Origin of the sequence: Streptomyces sp. NPDC126497 (assembly GCF_040302425.1) — a bacterium.
Taxonomy (GTDB): domain Bacteria; phylum Actinomycetota; class Actinomycetes; order Streptomycetales; family Streptomycetaceae; genus Streptomyces.
Genome location: NZ_JBEORT010000048.1, coordinates 31,816 through 47,592, shown reverse-complemented (window position 1 = coordinate 47,592; position 15,777 = coordinate 31,816). Strand labels below are relative to the sequence as shown.

Here is a 15,777-nt window from a genome sequence, read left to right as displayed (position 1 = left end):
CCGTGCGGGCCGGTTCGCGGGAGTCGAAGGGGCCGGAGCCGCCGGAGGTACGCCCCCGGGGCACGCCGGCCTCCGGGGCCGCGGGGCGGGCCGGGTCCTGCGGCCCCTCCCGTTCGTCCGCGCCGGGCCCGGCCGGTGCCGGCGGGTGCGCGGGTCGCGGAGGGGCGGTGGGGCGCGGGGGATGGGAGGCGCGGCGCGCTTCCGTGCTCATGCACCCCCCGTTTCGTCGTGCCCGCCCGGCACGGACTCGTCCCGGGCACGGATACCCGCACGGACGGCGCGTCATCCCGGCCCGGCCCGCGGCCGGCCCCTGTTCCGCCGTGCGTGCGCGTCACTCTACGGCGTGGTCCGCGCCGAACGGGAACCAGTCCGCAGGGCCGCGGCATCTGCCCGGAACATCCCCTACCGTGCGGTAATCCCGTCTGGCAGGCTGCGTCCATGACCGCGCGCCCCGCCGACCGGGCCCGTTACGACAGGGCCACCGCCCCTCTCGACGCCCCCTTCGCGATCGTGGACCTGGACGCCTTCGACGCCAACGCGGACGACCTGGTCCGCAGGGCCGGCGGGAAGCCGGTCCGGGTCGCCAGCAAGTCCGTGCGCTGCCGTGCGCTGCTCGAACGGGTCCTCGCCCGGGACGGTTTCGCGGGCGTCATGTCGTTCACCCTGGCCGAGTCCCTGTGGCTGGCCCGCTCCGGTTTCGACGACGTCCTGCTGGCCTACCCCTCCGCCGACCGCGCCGGTTACGCCGAGCTCGCCGCCGATCCCGGGCTCGCCGCCGCCGTCACGGTCATGGTCGACGATCCGGCGCAGCTCGACCTGATCGACGCCTCCCGCGCGGGCGGTGGCGAGACGGTCCGGGTCTGCCTGGAGCTGGACACCTCGCTCAGGCTGTTCGGCGGACGGGTGCGGATCGGCGCGCGGCGTTCCCCGCTGCACTCCCCCGCCCAGGTCGCCGGGTTCGCGCGCGCGGTGGTCCGGCGGCCCGGGTTCGAGGTCGTCGGGATCATGGCGTACGAGGGCCATGTGGCCGGTGTCGGCGACGCGGTGGCCGGGCGGCCGCTGCGGTCGCGGGCGGTACGGCTGATGCAGGCCGCCGCGCGCCGCGAACTCGCCGAGCGGCGGGCGGCGGTGGTGCGGGCGGTGCGGGAGGTCGTACCGGGGCTGGAGTTCGTCAACGGCGGGGGCACGGGGAGTGTGCAGCACACCGCCGCGGAGGACGCGGTCACCGAGATCGCGGCCGGTTCGGGGCTGTACGTGCCGCGGCTGTTCGACACCTACACGTCGTTCAGCGGGCGTCCGGCGGCCCTGTTCGCCCTGCCCGTCGTGCGGCGGCCGGGGGTCGGCGTGGTGACGGTGCTGGGCGGGGGGTATCCGGCGTCGGGCGCGCCCGGCGCGGACCGGCTGCCGGCGCCGTATCTGCCCGAGGGGCTGCGGTACGACCCCCAGGAGGGGGCCGGCGAGGTGCAGACGCCGCTGCTGGGCCCGCCCGCCGACGATCTGCTGATCGGCGACCGGGTGTGGTTCCGGCACGCCAAGGCGGGCGAGCTGTGCGAACGGTTCGACGCGCTGCACCTGGTGGAGGGCGACGCGGTGACGGCGACGGTGCCGACGTACCGGGGTGAGGGCCGCACGTTCCTGTGACGGCTCAGTCCGCCGGCCCGATGCTGCTGCCGACGCCGCCCCCGGAGGCCGGGTCGGTGACCGAGCGGATGCCCTCGGTGATGCGGTCCATGTCGGCGAGGGGCGGTCCGTCCCGTCCGGCGTCGAAGACGTAGCGGACGAGGACCGGGGAGCCGGTGCCGACGCTGGAGGGGAACACCAGTGACTGCACGTAGCCGCCGGGCCCCTCGGCGGTGGTGACGCGCCACCGCACGAAGTAGCCGGCGCGGCCCGCCACCGCGACCGGGCCGGACCTCACGGCCTCGTGGGATTCCAGGCCGCCGTAGGGGCGCCGGCCGGTGACGTCCCTGTCGAAGGCCGCGTCGGCGGCCTCGGAGACGTCCTCCTCGGCGAGCGCCCGCGGCGAGGTCTCGTCGTTCCCGGTGACCGTGCGGGAGATGACGAGGCCGTGCCGGCAGACGCTGCCGTCGCCGGGGCAGTCGTAGGTGCCGTCGGTGGTCATGACGACGTCGTCCTGGACCACGTTCTCGGGGCGGACCCAGCCGTCGAGGAGCGGGAAGGTGATCCCGTTGAGCTGGTCCTCGACCACGTCCGGGGCGCCGGCGGGCGGACCGGACGGGGAGGGTGACGGGGACCCGGGGGCGGAAGTGGTGGGCGTCGGAGCGGTGCGCGTCCCCGGTCCGCGCTCGTTCCCGCCGAGGAGCACCGCGCCGGTGACGACCGCCGCGACCAGCACGGCGCCGGCGGTGGTGAGGGCGACCGCCCGCACGCGGCCGGCGCCGCCCGCGGACGGCGCCGGCGGCACGGCGGGGGCCCCGGGCGTGCGCCGGTGCCCGGTCCAGGCCGTGCCGTCCCACCAGCGTTCCAGGTGCGGCGCGTACGGATCGCGGTACCAGCCGGGCGGGGACGACATGCTCATCCGGGCACTGTAGGGCCAACCCTAGAGCGGTGTGACGTACGCCCCCGAGATCCCGCCGTCCACCAGGAAGTCGGTGGCGTTGACGAAGGAGGAGTCGTCGCTGGCCAGGAAGGCGACGGCGGCGGCGATCTCCTCGGCCTCGGCGAACCGGCCGAGCGGGATGTGCACCAGGCGCCGGGCGGCGCGCTCGGGGTCCTTGGCGAACAGCTCCCGCAGGAGCGGGGTGTTGACCGGTCCGGGGCACAGGGCGTTGACGCGGATGCCCTCGCGGGCGAACTGCACGCCGAGTTCCCTGGACATGGCGAGGACGCCGCCCTTGGAGGCGGTGTACGAGATCTGGCTGGTGGCCGCCCCCATCCGGGCCACGAAGGAGGCGGTGTTGATGATGGAGCCCCGGCCCTGGCGCCGCATGTACGGGATGGCGGCCTTGCAGCACAGGTACACGGAGGTGAGGTTGACCTCCTGGACACGCCTCCACGCCTCCAGTCCCGTCTCCAGGATGGAGTCGTCGTCGGGCGGCGAGATCCCGGCGTTGTTGAAGGCGACGTCGACGCTGCCGTAGGTGTCGTACGCGGTCTTGAACAGCGCCTCGACCTGCTCGGGGTCGGTGACGTCGACCTCGACGAAGGTGCCGCCGGTCTCCTCGGCGGCGGCCTTCCCGCGGACCTCGTCGACGTCCCCGCAGACGACGTGCGCGCCCTCGGAGGCGAGCCGGCGGGCGGTCGCGAGGCCGATGCCGCTGCCGGCTCCGGTGACGACGGCGGTGCGGCCGGTCAGCCGGCGGCAGACGTTCTCTTCGCTCATGTGCGCTCAGGCCTCCGTGCTGATGAAGACGTTCTTGGTCTCGGTGAAGGCGGCCAGCGCGTCCGGGCCGAGCTCTCGGCCGACGCCGGACTGCTTGAACCCGCCGAAGGGGGTCCAGTAGCGGACGCTGGAGTGGGAGTTGACGGACAGGTTCCCGGCGCGGACGGCGCGGGAGACGCGCAGGGCGCGGCCGACGTCCCGGGTCCAGACCGAGCCGGAGAGGTCGTAGTCGGTGGCGTTGGCCAGGCGTACGGCGTCGGCCTCGTCGTCGAAGGGGAGGACGACGGCGACGGGTCCGAAGACCTCCTCGACGGCCACGCGTGCGCGGGGGTCGACACCGGTGAGGACGGTGGGCGGGAACCAGTGGCCGGGGCCCTCGGGGGCCTTGCCGCGGATGCCGTCGAGGTCGTCGGTGACGTAGGAGCGGACGCGGGCGAGCTGGGCGGCGGAGATCAGCGGGCCCATGTCCACGGTCTCGTCGGCCGGGTCGCCCACCCGGACCGCCTCGATCGCGGGGGCGAGCAGTTCCAGGAACCGGTCGTGCGCGCGGCGCTCGACGAGGATGCGGGTGCGGGCGCAGCAGTCCTGCCCCGCGTTGTCGAGGAAGGACATGGGGGCGGCCGCGGCGGCGGCCTCCAGGTCGGCGTCGGCGAAGACGATGTTGGGGCTCTTGCCGCCGAGTTCGAGGGTGACGCGCTTGAGGCGGTCCGCGCCCTTGGCCCACACCCGTCTGCCCACGGCCGTCGACCCGGTGAACACGATCTTGGCGACGCCGGGGTGTTCGACGAGGGCGTTCCCGGCGACCGGGCCGTGTCCGGGGAGCACCTGGAACAAGCCCTCGGGCAGGCCCGCCTCCAGGGCCAGTCCGGCCAGGCGCAGGGCGGTGAGGGGGGTGGTCTCGGCGGGTTTGAGGAGCACCGCGTTGCCGGCGGCGAGGGCGGGTGCGGTGCCCCAGGCCGCGATGGGCATCGGGAAGTTCCAGGGGGCGATGACGCCGACGACGCCGAGGGGTTCGAGGAAGGTGACGTCCACCCCGCCGGGGACCGGGATCTGGCGGCCGGTGAGGCGTTCCACTCCCCCGGCCGCGTAGTCGAGCAGGTCACGGACGTTGTCGGCCTCCCAGCGGGCGTTGCCGAGGGTGTGGCCGGCCTCGCGGACCTCCAGCCGGGCCAGTTCCTCGAGGTGCCCGTCGACCGCGGCGGCGAACCGGCGCAGCAGCCGGGCCCGGTCGCCGGGCGCGAGGGCGGCCCACGCGGTCTGCGCGCGTGCGGCGCGTATGACGGCGGCGTCGACGTCGGCGGGGGTCGCGGCCGGGACGGTGGCGATGACCTCCTCGGTCGCGGGGTTGCGCACCTGGAGCTCGGGGGGCTGGTCGGACACGGCGGGCCTCACATGCGTTCGAAGGAGCGGCGCAGCTCCCAGTCGGTGACCGCGGCGTCGAAGGCGTCGATCTCGACGCGCGCCATGTTGCGGTAGTGCGCGACGACGTCGTCGCCGAAGGCCGCCTTGGCGAGCGCGCTGTTCTCCCACAGCCCGGCGGCCTCGCGCAGGGTGGTGGGGACGTGCTCGAAGCCGGCGGTGTAGGCGTTGCCGGAGCAGGGCTCGGGCGGCTGGAGCTCCTGCTCGATGCCGTACAGCCCCGCGGCGACCATGCCGGCCACGGCGAGGTACGGGTTGACGTCGCCGCCGGGCAGCCGGTTCTCGAAGCGCAGGGAGCGGCCGTGGCCGACCACGCGCAGGGCGCAGGTGCGGTTGTCGTACCCCCAGGCGACGGCGGTCGGGGCGAAGGAGCCGGGCTGGAACCTCTTGTACGAGTTGATGTGCGGGGCGTAGAGCAGGGAGAACTCGCGGAGCGCGACGAGCTGCCCGGCGAGGAAGTGGCGCATCACCTCGGACATGGTGTCCGGCTCCTCGGCGGAGTCCGGCATGACGCTGGCGCCGCCGGGACCGGCGAGGGAGAGGTGGATGTGGCAGGAGTTGCCCTCGCGCTCGTTGTACTTGGCCATGAAGGTGATCGAGACGCCCTCCTGGGCGGCGATCTCCTTGGCGCCGGTCTTGTAGATCGCGTGCTGGTCGCAGGTGACCAGGGCTTCGTCGTAGCGGAAGACGATCTCGTGCTGGCCGGGGTTGCACTCGCCCTTGGCGGACTCGACGGCGAGTCCGGCGCCGGCCATCTCGTTGCGGACGCGGCGCAGCAGGGGCTCGACGCGGCCGGTGCCGAGCACCGAGTAGTCGACGTTGTACCGGTTGGCGGGGGTGAGCCCGCGGTAGCCGGCGTCCCAGGCCTGCTCGTAGGTGTCCTTGAAGACGATGAACTCCAGCTCGGTGCCGACCCGGGCGGTGTGGCCGAGGGCGGCGAGGCGGTCCAGCTGGCGGCGGAGTATCTGCCGGGGGGCGGCGACGACCGGGGAGCCGTCGGCCCAGGCGAGGTCGGCGACGGCCAGGGCGGTGCCCTCGTTCCACGGCACCCGGCGCAGGGTGTCGAGGTCGGGGTACATGGCGAAGTCGCCGTAGCCGGTCTCCCAGGAGGACATGGCGTAGCCGTCGACGGTGTTCATGTCGGCGTCGACGGCGAGCAGGTAGTTGCAGCCCTCGGTGCCGTGCCGCAGCACCTCGTCGAGGAAGAAGCGCGCGGCGAACCGCTTCCCCTGGAGCCGCCCCTGCATGTCGGGGAAGGCCAGGACGACGGTGTCGATCTCACCGCCGGCGACGAGGGCGTGCAGCTCCTCGACGGAGAGCGGGGGTGTGCGGTCTGCCACGGGAGGTCCTCCTCGGGCTTCTACGGTCACGCCGGCAGCCATAAGGTATTGCCGGGGACCATTGCCTGGGAAGGGGGCACGGCCGGATGCCACAGGAAGCGGTCGGCGCGGTCGGGGACCGCCTGGCACCGGTGCTGCGGCAGGTCCGCGCGGGCAACGGCTTCGAGGAGGCGCTGGAGCAGATCCTCCAGGTGGTGCGGCTGGGCCTGGTGGCGGGCGGGGAGCGGCTGCCGGCCGAGCGGGAGCTGGCGGAGCGGCTGGGGATCAGCCGGGTGACGCTGCGCGAGGTGCTGAAGGTGCTCCAGGACCAGGGCCTGGTGGAGTCGCGGCGCGGCCGGTACGGCGGAACGTTTGTGCTGCCCCGTCCGACGGACACCGGCGGGGAGGAGCTGCGGCGGCGGATCGCCGGGGTCGACATCGAGGACGTGCTGCGCTTCCGGGAGGTGCTGGAGGTGGGCGCGGCGGGGCTGTGCGCGGCGCACGGACTGCCGCAGGAGCGGGCGGCGCGGCTGCGCGGGGCGCTGGCCGGCACGCGGGAGGCGCCGCTGGCGGACTACCGGCGCCTTGACACGCTGTTCCACCTCACCCTGGCGGAGCTGTGCGGCTCGCCGACGCTGGCCGCGCAGTACGCGGCGGTACGGGCGACGGTGAACGACCTGCTGGACTGCATCCCGCTGCTGGTGCGCAACCTGGAGCACTCTCAGCGGCAGCACACCGCCCTGGTGGAGGCGGTGCTGGAGGGGGACGCGGACGGCGCGCGGGAGACGATGCGCGAGCACTGCGCGGGGACGGCGGCGCTGCTGCGGGGGTTCCTGGCGTGAGGGCGTGACGCGACCGGGTTCACCGCCGTTCGGCGCACGGGGCTTGCGCTCACGGAGTCCGCGCCACGAGGGTATGGGTCCGCAAAGGTCTGGATCCGTTCCATTGCTCCGCCGCCCCTCCGCCGTCACCCCCGGGGAGTCGTCCTGTGAGCCGTCCGTCCGCGTCCCGTGAGCCCGCCGGTGAGGCGGACGACTACCTCGAACGCAGGAAGCTGCGCCGCGGCAGCGCCGGCTGGCTGCTGCTGACCGGTCTCGGCGTCGCCTACGTCGTGTCCGGCGACTACTCGGGCTGGAACTTCGGCCTGGCCGAGGGCGGCTTCGGCGGCCTGGCGATCGCCATGGTGCTGATGGGCGCCATGTACACCTGCATGGTGTTCGCCCTGGCCGAGCTGTCCTCGGTCCTGCCCACGGCGGGCGGCGGCTACGGCTTCGCCCGCCGGGCGATGGGGCCGTGGGGCGGATTCCTCACCGGGACCGCGATCCTCATCGAGTACGTGCTCGCGCCCGCCGCGATCTCCCTCTTCATCGGCGACTACGTCGAGTCGCTGGGCCTGTTCGGCCTGGAGTCCGGCTGGCCGGTGTACCTGGCCTGCTTCGTCGTCTTCACCGGCATCCACCTGTGGGGCGTGGGCGAGGCGCTGCGCTTCAGCTTCGTGGTCACGGGCGTCGCGGTGGCGGCGCTGGTGGTGTTCGCACTGGGGGCGCTGCCCGGGTTCGACGCCTCCTCGCTCGACGACATCCCGGTGGACCCCTCGGCGTTCGGCGCGAACTCCTGGCTGCCGATGGGGCTGCTGGGCGTCTGGGCGGCGTTCCCGTTCGGCATGTGGTTCTTCCTGGGGGTGGAGGGCGTACCGCTGGCCGCCGAGGAGGCCAGGGAACCGGCCCGCACCCTGCCGAGGGCGATCCGCTGGTCCATGGGCATCCTGGTGGTGCTGGCCGTGGTGACCTTCCTCGCGGCGGCCGGGGCGCGCGGCTCGGCCGCCGTCCAGGACGCGGGCAACCCGCTGGTGGAGGCGCTCCAGCCGGACGGCGAGGCCACGGCACTGAGCCGGATCGTGAACTACGCGGGCCTGGCGGGACTGGTCGCCTCGTTCTTCTCTCTGATCTACGCCGGTTCGCGGCAGTTGTTCGCCCTGTCCCGGGCGGGCTACCTGCCCAGGTTCCTCTCCCTCACCAGCAGTCGCAGGGTGCCCTACCCGGGTCTCCTCGTACCGGGCGCGATCGGCTTCGGGCTGGCCGCCGGGACGGGCGACGGGGCCCGGATGCTGAACATCGCGGTCTTCGGCGCGACGATCTCGTACGCGTTGATGTCGCTCTCGCACATCGTGCTGCGCCGCCGCGAGCCGGGACTGCCCCGGCCGTACCGGACGCCGGGCGGCGTGCTGACCTCCTCCGTCGCGCTGGTGCTGGCCTGCGCGGCGCTGGTGGCGACGTTCCTGGTGGACGTGACGGCCGCGTTCATCGCGCTGGCCGTGTACGGCGTGGCGGTGGCGTACTTCGGGCTGTACAGCCGCAGGCATCTGGTGGCGAAGGCGCCGGAGGAGGAGTTCGCGGCGCTGGCGGCGGCCGAGGCGGAGCTGGCACGGGACTGAGGCGGGCGGGAGGCAGGAAGGGGGAACGCAGGGTGGCCGGGCCGCTCATCGGCATCAGCACGTACGCGGAGTCCGGGGTGCGCTGGGGGGCGTGGCGGCTGGACGCCGTGCTGCTGCCGGCCGGCTATCCGCGGCTGGTGCAGCGGGCGGGCGGACTGGCCGCGCTGCTCCCGCCGGACGCGCCGGAGCGGGCGGCGGACGCCGTCGCCCGCCTCGACGGCCTGCTGATCGCGGGCGGCCCGGACGTGGAGCCCGTCCGCTACGGCGCCGAGCCCGACGCGCGCACCGGGCCGCCCGACCGGGCCAGGGACGCCTGGGAACCCGCCCTGATCGGGGCGGCCCTGCACCGCCGGATCCCGCTGCTGTGCGTCTGCCGGGGCATGCAGCTGCTGAACGTCGCCCTGGGCGGCACCCTCGTCCAGCACATCGACGGCCACGCGGGGGCTCCGGGCGTCTTCGGCCGCCACCCGGTCAGGCCGGTCCCCGGCACGCGCTACGCCGGCATCGCCCCGGAGCGGACCTCCGTGCCCACCTGCCACCACCAGTCGGTGGACCGCCTGGGCACCGGCCTGATCCCCTCGGCGTACGCGCAGGACGGCACGGTGGAGGCCGTCGAACTCCCGGGGCCCACGTGGGTCCTGGGCGTCCAGTGGCACCCGGAGACGGGCGAGGACGCACGCGTCGTGCGTGCGCCGGCCACCGCCGCCGTCGCGCACCGCGAGCAGTCGCCACCACCGTCCGGCCCCCGCGCCGGGCTCACCCCCGCGTCAGTGACAGCAGGTCCCGCGCCGGCCCCGTCGGGCGGTGTCCCGTGGGCCACACCGCACGCAGATCCCGGGCCAGGGCGATCCCGTGGACGGGGATCCGCACCAGCCGCCGCATCGCCAGCTCCTCCCCCACCGCCAGTTCGCTGAGCACCGCCGGCCCCGCACCGCCCACCGCCGCCGCCTTCACCGCCGTGGTCGAGGACAACTCGATCAACGGCCGGGCCAGTCCTCCGAGCGCCGCGTCCAGGACCTGCCGCGTCCCCGACCCCTTCTCCCGCAGGATCAACGGCGTGCTCGCCAGTTCCTCCTCCGCGACCGGCCGCCGCCGGCGGGCCCACGCGTGCGACGGCGCCGCGACCACGATCAGCCGGTCGTGGGCGATCACCGCGGAATCCAGCCCCGCCGGCACCGTCAGCCCCTCCACGAACCCCAGGTCCGCCTCCCCCGACAGCAGCCGCTCCGCCACCGCCGCCGAGTTCCCGGCCAGCAGCGAGACCGCCGTGTCCGGCCGCTCCGCGCGCAGCGCGAGCAGCCAGCCCGGCAGCAGGTACTCGGCGATCGTCATGCTCGCCGCCACCCTCAGCCGTGAGTCCCTGCGGTCCCGCAGCGCCTGTGCGCCCGCGTCGAAGGCCTCCGCCGCCTCCACGATCCGCCGCGCCCAGTCGGTGACCAGCGCGCCCGCGTCCGTCAGCCGTGACCCGCGCGGCGACCGGTCGACCAGGGCCACGCCGAGCTGTCGTTCCATCGAGCGGATCCGGCTGCTGGCGGCGGGCTGGGTGATGCCCAGCTCCCGCGCCGCCCCGCCCAGGCTCCCCAGCCGCGCCACCGCCAGCAGCAGCTCCAGCGCCCCGAGGTCCGGCACCCGGTGAGCCAGGGACCCCGGGCTCGCGGAGCGGCGCCCTGGTGGGTCGTGGTCATCCGTTGTGCTCATAAGCCCAGCTTATGCCGCCGTGGAGGGGCGCTCCCCGGCGGCGGCGTGCGCCCCGTTCAGCGGAGCGCTGCTCGCAGGGCCCGTCCCAGCACCGCCGGCGCCTCGGCCAGCGACGGCCCGTACCAGGTGAGGCGGCGGCCGTCGACGAGCGCGCAGGGCACCCCGGGGAAGGCCTCCGGGCCGTCGTCGGCGGTGAAGCGGTAGGGCTCGTCGGGAAGCACGACGAGGTCCGCGTCCGCCGCGCGCAGCGCGTCGAGCGGGATCCGCGGATAGCGCTCCGGGTGGTTCGCGTACAGGTGGTCGACGCCGAGGCGGGAGAGCAGGTCTCCCGCGAAGGTGTCGCGGCCCAATACCATCCAGGGCCGCCGCCACACGGGAACGACCGCCGTCCGGCGCTCCGCGGGCGCGGGCGGGGCCGCCCAGGCCGCCTCGGCCTCGTCCAGCCAGCGGGGGCGGGCCCGCACCCCGCACGCGGTGAGCACCCGGTCCAGCTCGCGGAAGGCCTGGGGCAGCGTCCGCACCTCGGTCACCAGCACGTCGAGACCCGCCGCGCGCAGGGCCGCCAGGTCGCTGCCGCGGTTCTCCTCCTCGTTGGCGATCACCAGGTCGGGGGCGAGGCCGACGATCCGGTCGGTCCTCGGGTTCTTCGTGCCGCCGACGCGTACGACGTCCAGTCCGGCCGGGTGCGCGCACCAGTCGGTGGCGCCGGCCAGGGAGCCGGGGGCGGAGAGCGCCACGGCCTCCGTCAGCGACGGGACGAGGGAGACGACCCGGGCGGGCCTCACCGGCGCGGCCCGTCCCGCAGCGCCTCGATGTGCTCGGCGACGGCGACGACCAGCAGCCGCGTCTCCGGGACCGTGGCCCGCCAGCGGTGCCGGACGCCTCCGGTGAGGTACAGGGTGTCGCCGCGGCCGAGACGGTACGCGCGGCCCTCCGCCTCGATCTCCACGGCGCCGTCCGCGACGTACATCAACTGGTCGTTGCGGAACTGGAGTTCGCGGCCGGCGTCATGGTCGCCGGTGAACTCGGAGGCGTGCATCTGGTGGTGCCCGCGCACCAGGGAGCGCACGTGCGGTTCCGCCCAGGGCTCGGCGCCCTCGGCGCGGACCACGTCCACGCTGCACGCCGGGTCGGCGGCGGCGAGGAGTTCCACGGCCGTGGTGCGCAGGGCGTCGGCGACCTTCTCCAGGGAGTTCTGGCTGGGGCGCGCCCGCTCGTTCTCGATCTGGCTGAGGAACGGGACCGACAGGCCGCTGCGCTCGGCCACGACGGCGAGGGTGAGGTCGAGCGCGCGGCGTCGCCGCCGCACGGCCGCGCCCACCCGCAAGGGCTGTTCCTTGTGGTCGCCCATCGCTCCGGCTCCCTCCTCCGCCGACCGTCCCGCACCCCGTACACCGCGGATCCGGCGCACTCCTGCTCGTGTTGTCTGCACCCTACGCATGTTCGGCACGCCGTTTCAGGCGCCCGTCGCGTCGCCGTCCCGCGGCCGGTACCGGCCTCACGGTTCGCGCCGGCCGCCGGGCGGTCCCCTCGCGCGCACGAGAAGGGGTGTTCCCGCCATTGTTCCCCGGGTCCGGCGGAAGGTCACGGGGAGGGCCGGGCAGGACGCCGCGCCGCGCGGCCGACCGGATCCCTCCGTGCTCCCGTCCGGTCGCGGACACGCGTGAGGGGCGGGCCCGGCCGCCCCGGGGGGCCGGACCCGCCCCCCCGGGGCGGCGGTACGGCGGTTACCGCGGAGTCATCCGCTCCACCATGTCCGGGTGCTTCTCGAGCCAGGCGGCGACGGCCTCCTCCTCGTTGCCCTGGCCGCGGTCCTTGATCTCCTTCTCCAGGGTGCCGAGCTCGTCCTCACTCATGCGGAAATCCTTGATCCACTTCGTGAGCTGCGGGTACTGCTCGGGGAACTTCCTGCTCGCGATGGTGTGGATGGTGTTGCTCGCGCCCCAGGCGCGCTTCGGGTCCTCGAGCTTGCTCAGCTCGTACTCGCTGTAGGACCAGTGCGGCGACCAGAGCGTGACCGCGATCGGCTCCTTCTTGGCGTAGGCCCGCTTGAGCTCGGCCAGCATCGCCGGCGAGGAGCCGTCGACGACCTCGTACTCCTCGTCCAGGCCGTAGGCCGGCAGGACCTTGTTCTTGAGGAGGTCCATCTGGCCGGTGCCCGCTTCGATGCCGACGATCCGCCCGCCGAACAGGTCGGCCTTGCCCTTGAGGTCCGCCAGGGACCTGACGTCCTTGACGTAGGAGGGGACGGAGATCTCCAGCGAGACCGGTTCGTACCACGTGCCGAGGTCGGTGAGTCTGTCCTTCTTCGGCTCGTAGAAGTTCTTCTGCGAGTGCGGCAGCCAGGCGTCGAAGTTGAGGTCGAGGTCCCCGGAGGCGAGGCCGGTGTAGACCGGGCCGACGTCCATCTGCTTGAGGTTCAGCGTGTAGCCGCGCCGTTCCAGGACGTTCTTCCACAGGTGGGTGACGGCGACGTCCTCCTCCCAGGGGAACCAGGCCACGTCCAGCGCCCGCTTCGCCTCGGCGGGTGCGTCGCCGGATCCGGGGGCGACCGGGGCCAGCTCGTCGACGACGCCCGGGTTGTCCCCGATCCAGGCACGGACGGCTTCCTGCTGCCCGCCCTTGCCGGCCTTGTTGATCTCGGCCTCGAGGCCGGTGAGCTGCTCCTCGGTCATCGAGAAGTCCTTCAGCCACTTCCCGACGACCGGGTCGTCCTCGGCGAATCCCTTGCGGGACACCAGGTGCACGCCGTCGCCCTTGCCCCAGGAGCCCTTGGGGTCCTTCAGCTTCTTCAGGTCGTAGTCGCTGTACGCCCAGTGCGGCGACCAGAGCGTGACGACGACCGGTTCCTTCTTGCCGTAGGCCCGCTTGAGCTCGGCCAGCATCGCCGGCGTGGAGCTGTCGACGACCTCGTACTCCTCGTCCAGGCCGTAGTCCCCCATGACCTTGTCCTTCAGCAGGCCCATCATGCCGGCGCCGGACTCGATGCCGGTGATCCTCCCGTCGAAGGCGGCGGCCCTGCCCTTCAGGTCCTCCAGCGAGTCGACGTCCTCCATGTACGCCGGGACGGTCAGTTCCAGCGACGTCTCCTCGTACCAGGTGCCGAGGTCGTCGAGCCGTCCGCCGTACTTCTTCCAGTACGCCTCGTGGGTGGTGGGCAGCCAGGCGTCGGTCTGGAAGTCGACGTTGCCCTGGGCGAGGGCGGTGTAGAGCGGGCCGGCCTCGAACTGCTTGGCCTCGACCTCGTAGCCGCGCCGCTCGAGGACCTCCTTCCACAGGAAGGTGGAGGCGACGCCCTCGTCCCAGGGGATGTAGCCGATGGTGATCTTCTTGCCGTCGCCGACGTTCCCGCCGTCGGCGGTGGTGGTGGTGCCGGCGCCGCCGCCGAAGATCCCCATGCCGCCCGCGACCAGGGCGAGGACGACGACGCCGATCACGGCGACCTGCGGGCGGGGCCGGTAGGACCGGATCCTGAACCCCTGCGCGGCGCGCGCCTTGGCGGCGGCGCGCCGGCCGAGCGGGGAGACCTGGGTGCCCAGGGCGCTGGTCATGCGGTCCAGGTAGATCGCCAGGATGACGATGGCGATGCCCGACTCGGCGCCGAGGCCGATGTTCAGCTGGCCGATGGCCTCGATGACCGCGCCGCCCAGGCCGCCGGTGCCGACCATGCCGGCGATCGCCGCCATGGACAGGCCGAGCATGATGACCTGGTTGACGCCCGCCATCACCGTGGGCAGCGCCAGCGGGAGCTGGACGCGCAGCAGGGTGTTGCGGGGGCTGGTGCCGAACGCCTCGGCGGCCTCGACCAGTTCCCTGTCGACCTGGCGGATGCCCAGCTCGGTCATGCGCACGCCGGGGGCCAGCGCGAAGATCAGGGTGGCGACGATGCCCGGGGCGGAGCCGGTTCCGAAGAACAGGATCGCCGGGATGAGGTAGATCATCGCCGGCAGCGTCTGCATGAAGTCGAGGACCGGCCGGACGACGGCGCTGACCCGGTCCGAGCGGGCCGCCCAGATGCCCAGCGGCACCGATACGACCAGCGCGATGACGGTGGCGACGACGACCAGCGCCAGCGTCACCATCGAGTCCTCCCACAGGTCGAGGGAGTCCAGGAAGGCGAAGCCGAAGAAGGTGAGGACACCGGCGAAGGTGCCGCGCAGCCAGAAGGCGATGACCGCGAAGATGCCGCAGAGGATCAGCGGTTCGGGGGCCTGGAGGACGGCGTTGACCCCGTCGTAGGCGCCGGTGAAGACGGCCTTGAAGAAGTCGAACAGCCAGGTGACGTTGGCGAGCAGCCAGTCGACGGCGCTGTTGACCCAGTCGCCGAGCGGGATCCTAGGCACGGGCCATCACCTTCTTGCCGCCCTTGTCGCGCGGGGTGTCGCAGACACCGGGGTCGGACTCCTCGTCTCCGAGGAAGCCGACGAGGCGCTGCCGGGGCACGACGCCGACGAGGGCGTCGTCCCGGCCGAGCACCGCCACGGGGTGCGGGACGCGTGCGCTGATCGCGCACAGCTCGGTGAACGGGGTGTCGGGCGTGGCGGTCTCGCAGCCGCAGTCGGCCTCGTCGCCGCGCACCTCGGAGTCCATCACGGCCCCGGCGGTGAGCACGCGGGAACGGTCGACGTCCTGGGTGAAGGAGGCGACGTAGTCGTTGGCGGGCCGGATGAGGATGTCCTGCGCGGTGCCGATCTGCACGATGCGGCCGTCCCGCATCACCGCGATCCGGTCGCCCAGGCGCATGGCCTCGTTGAGGTCGTGGGTGATGAAGACGATCGTCTTCTTCAGCTTCTTCTGCAGTTCGATCAGCTGGTCCTGCATGTCGCGGCGGATCAGCGGGTCGAGCGCGCTGAAGGACTCGTCCATCAGCAGCAGGTCGGCGTCGGTGGCGAGCGCGCGGGCCAGACCGACGCGCTGCTGCATGCCGCCGGACAGCTCGTCGGGCCACGACTTCTCCCAGCCGGCCAGGCCGCACAGGGCGAGCGCCTCGTCGGCGCGGCGCTCGCGCTCGGCGCGGGGCACGCCCTGCACTTCCAGACCGTAGGCGGCGTTGTCGCGGACACTGCGGTGCGGGAACAGCGCGAAGTGCTGGAAGACCATGCTGATCTTCCGGGAGCGGACCTGGCGCAGTTCCCGGTCGGACAGCGCGGTCAGGTCCTGACCGTCGAAGCGCACGTGCCCGGCGGTCGGCTCCAGCAGGCCGTTCAGCATCCGCAGCAGGGTGGACTTGCCGGAGCCCGACAGGCCCATGACGACGAAGATCTCGCCCGGTTCCACGGTGAAGGAGGCGTCGACAACCGCGGCGGTGACGCCGTCGGCGCGCAGCTCCTCCCGGTCGGCTTCGCCCTGGCGCAGTCGTTCGACCGCCTGGTCCGGTCGTCTGCCGAACACCTTGAACAGATGCTCGGCCTCAAGCCTGGATGACACGCGTACCTCTTGTCTCGACGGCAAATGGCGGGAGCGACGCCCGGCGGACGGCTCACGCGGTCCAAAACAGTTGAATCTGTAACCGGCATCGCTCCGGGGCCGCGCCTCCCCGGTTTCGCACGGGCCAAACACTTTCG

Annotated in this window: 12 protein-coding genes and 2 pseudogenes; 4 read left to right on the top strand and 10 right to left on the bottom strand. The window is 73.6% G+C overall.

Features of this window, described 5'->3' with window-relative positions:
• Positions 1-211 (bottom strand): annotated as a pseudogene (locus tag ABTY20_RS20735) (hypothetical protein); the annotation flags it as partial.
• 227 nt (positions 212-438) lie between these two features.
• On the opposite strand from ABTY20_RS20735, the gene ABTY20_RS20730 reads away from it, so the two are divergent.
• Positions 439-1,641 (top strand): amino acid deaminase/aldolase, encoded by a 1,203-nt coding sequence (locus ABTY20_RS20730; protein ID WP_351998478.1) that lies wholly within the window; start codon positions 439-441, stop codon positions 1,639-1,641.
• A gap of 4 nt (positions 1,642-1,645) precedes the next feature.
• Here the strand turns inward: ABTY20_RS20730 and ABTY20_RS20725 are convergent, their stop codons facing one another.
• From ABTY20_RS20725 to ABTY20_RS20710, 4 genes are read right to left on the bottom strand one after another with little or no spacing between them, the layout of a single operon-like run.
• Positions 1,646-2,533, bottom strand: coding sequence for a DUF2510 domain-containing protein (locus tag ABTY20_RS20725; protein WP_351998481.1), 888 nt, complete (start codon positions 2,531-2,533; stop codon positions 1,646-1,648).
• A 27-nt stretch (positions 2,534-2,560) separates the two neighbouring features.
• Entirely contained in the window at positions 2,561-3,343 is a 783-nt protein-coding gene (locus tag ABTY20_RS20720; RefSeq protein WP_351998477.1) for a 3-oxoacyl-ACP reductase, read from the bottom strand.
• Positions 3,344-3,349: 6 nt separating this feature from the next.
• Positions 3,350-4,723, bottom strand: coding sequence for an aldehyde dehydrogenase family protein (locus ABTY20_RS20715; RefSeq protein ID WP_351998476.1), 1,374 nt, complete (start codon positions 4,721-4,723; stop codon positions 3,350-3,352).
• An 8-nt stretch (positions 4,724-4,731) separates the two neighbouring features.
• Positions 4,732-6,102, bottom strand: a complete 1,371-nt coding sequence (locus ABTY20_RS20710) for a glutamine synthetase family protein (RefSeq protein ID WP_351998475.1) — start codon at positions 6,100-6,102, stop codon at positions 4,732-4,734.
• Positions 6,103-6,188: 86 nt separating this feature from the next.
• Between ABTY20_RS20710 and ABTY20_RS20705 the strand changes: the two genes are divergently transcribed.
• The 3 genes and pseudogenes from ABTY20_RS20705 to ABTY20_RS20695 form a co-directional block, all read left to right on the top strand.
• Positions 6,189-6,923 (top strand): FadR/GntR family transcriptional regulator, encoded by a 735-nt coding sequence (locus ABTY20_RS20705; RefSeq protein ID WP_351998474.1) that lies wholly within the window; start codon positions 6,189-6,191, stop codon positions 6,921-6,923.
• Between the two features lie 146 nt (positions 6,924-7,069).
• The gene (eat, locus tag ABTY20_RS20700) at positions 7,070-8,515 is read left to right on the top strand and encodes an ethanolamine permease (protein WP_351998473.1); all 1,446 of its coding nucleotides are present in this window, start codon (positions 7,070-7,072) and stop codon (positions 8,513-8,515) included.
• Between the two features lie 32 nt (positions 8,516-8,547).
• Positions 8,548-9,228, top strand: a pseudogene (locus ABTY20_RS20695) (gamma-glutamyl-gamma-aminobutyrate hydrolase family protein); the annotation flags it as partial.
• Positions 9,229-9,271: 43 nt separating this feature from the next.
• On the opposite strand, the gene ABTY20_RS20690 reads toward ABTY20_RS20695, so the two are convergent.
• The 5 genes from ABTY20_RS20690 to ABTY20_RS20670 form a co-directional block, all read right to left on the bottom strand.
• On the bottom strand, positions 9,272-10,213 hold the full coding sequence (locus ABTY20_RS20690; RefSeq protein WP_351998472.1) for a LysR family transcriptional regulator: 942 nt from the start codon (positions 10,211-10,213) through the stop codon (positions 9,272-9,274).
• A 56-nt stretch (positions 10,214-10,269) separates the two neighbouring features.
• Positions 10,270-10,998 (bottom strand): helical backbone metal receptor, encoded by a 729-nt coding sequence (locus ABTY20_RS20685; protein ID WP_351998471.1) that lies wholly within the window; start codon positions 10,996-10,998, stop codon positions 10,270-10,272.
• Entirely contained in the window at positions 10,995-11,564 is a 570-nt protein-coding gene (locus tag ABTY20_RS20680) for a helix-turn-helix domain-containing protein (protein WP_351998470.1), read from the bottom strand. Before ABTY20_RS20680 ends, ABTY20_RS20685 begins: the two co-directional genes overlap by 4 nt.
• Before the next feature lie 376 nt (positions 11,565-11,940).
• Positions 11,941-14,556: an ABC transporter permease/substrate binding protein gene (locus ABTY20_RS20675; RefSeq protein ID WP_351998469.1), complete on the bottom strand. Its 2,616-nt coding sequence runs from the start codon at positions 14,554-14,556 to the stop codon at positions 11,941-11,943.
• Complete coding sequence (locus ABTY20_RS20670) at positions 14,549-15,640, bottom strand: quaternary amine ABC transporter ATP-binding protein (RefSeq protein ID WP_351998468.1); 1,092 nt, start codon at positions 15,638-15,640, stop codon at positions 14,549-14,551. Before ABTY20_RS20670 ends, ABTY20_RS20675 begins: the two co-directional genes overlap by 8 nt.
• Positions 15,641-15,777: the final 137 nt, after the last annotated feature.

Bases quoted from the DNA above. Each gene is read 5' to 3' on its own strand.
- ABTY20_RS20730 (WP_351998478.1), top strand. From the start codon at position 439: ATGACCGCGCGCCCCGCCGACCGGGCCCGTTACGACAGGGCCACCGCC.
- ABTY20_RS20725 (WP_351998481.1), bottom strand. From the start codon at position 2,533: ATGTCGTCCCCGCCCGGCTGGTACCGCGATCCGTACGCGCCGCACCTG.
- ABTY20_RS20720 (WP_351998477.1), bottom strand. From the start codon at position 3,343: ATGAGCGAAGAGAACGTCTGCCGCCGGCTGACCGGCCGCACCGCCGTC.
- ABTY20_RS20705 (WP_351998474.1), top strand. From the start codon at position 6,189: ATGCCACAGGAAGCGGTCGGCGCGGTCGGGGACCGCCTGGCACCGGTG.
- ABTY20_RS20690 (WP_351998472.1), bottom strand. From the start codon at position 10,213: ATGAGCACAACGGATGACCACGACCCACCAGGGCGCCGCTCCGCGAGC.
- ABTY20_RS20680 (WP_351998470.1), bottom strand. From the start codon at position 11,564: ATGGGCGACCACAAGGAACAGCCCTTGCGGGTGGGCGCGGCCGTGCGG.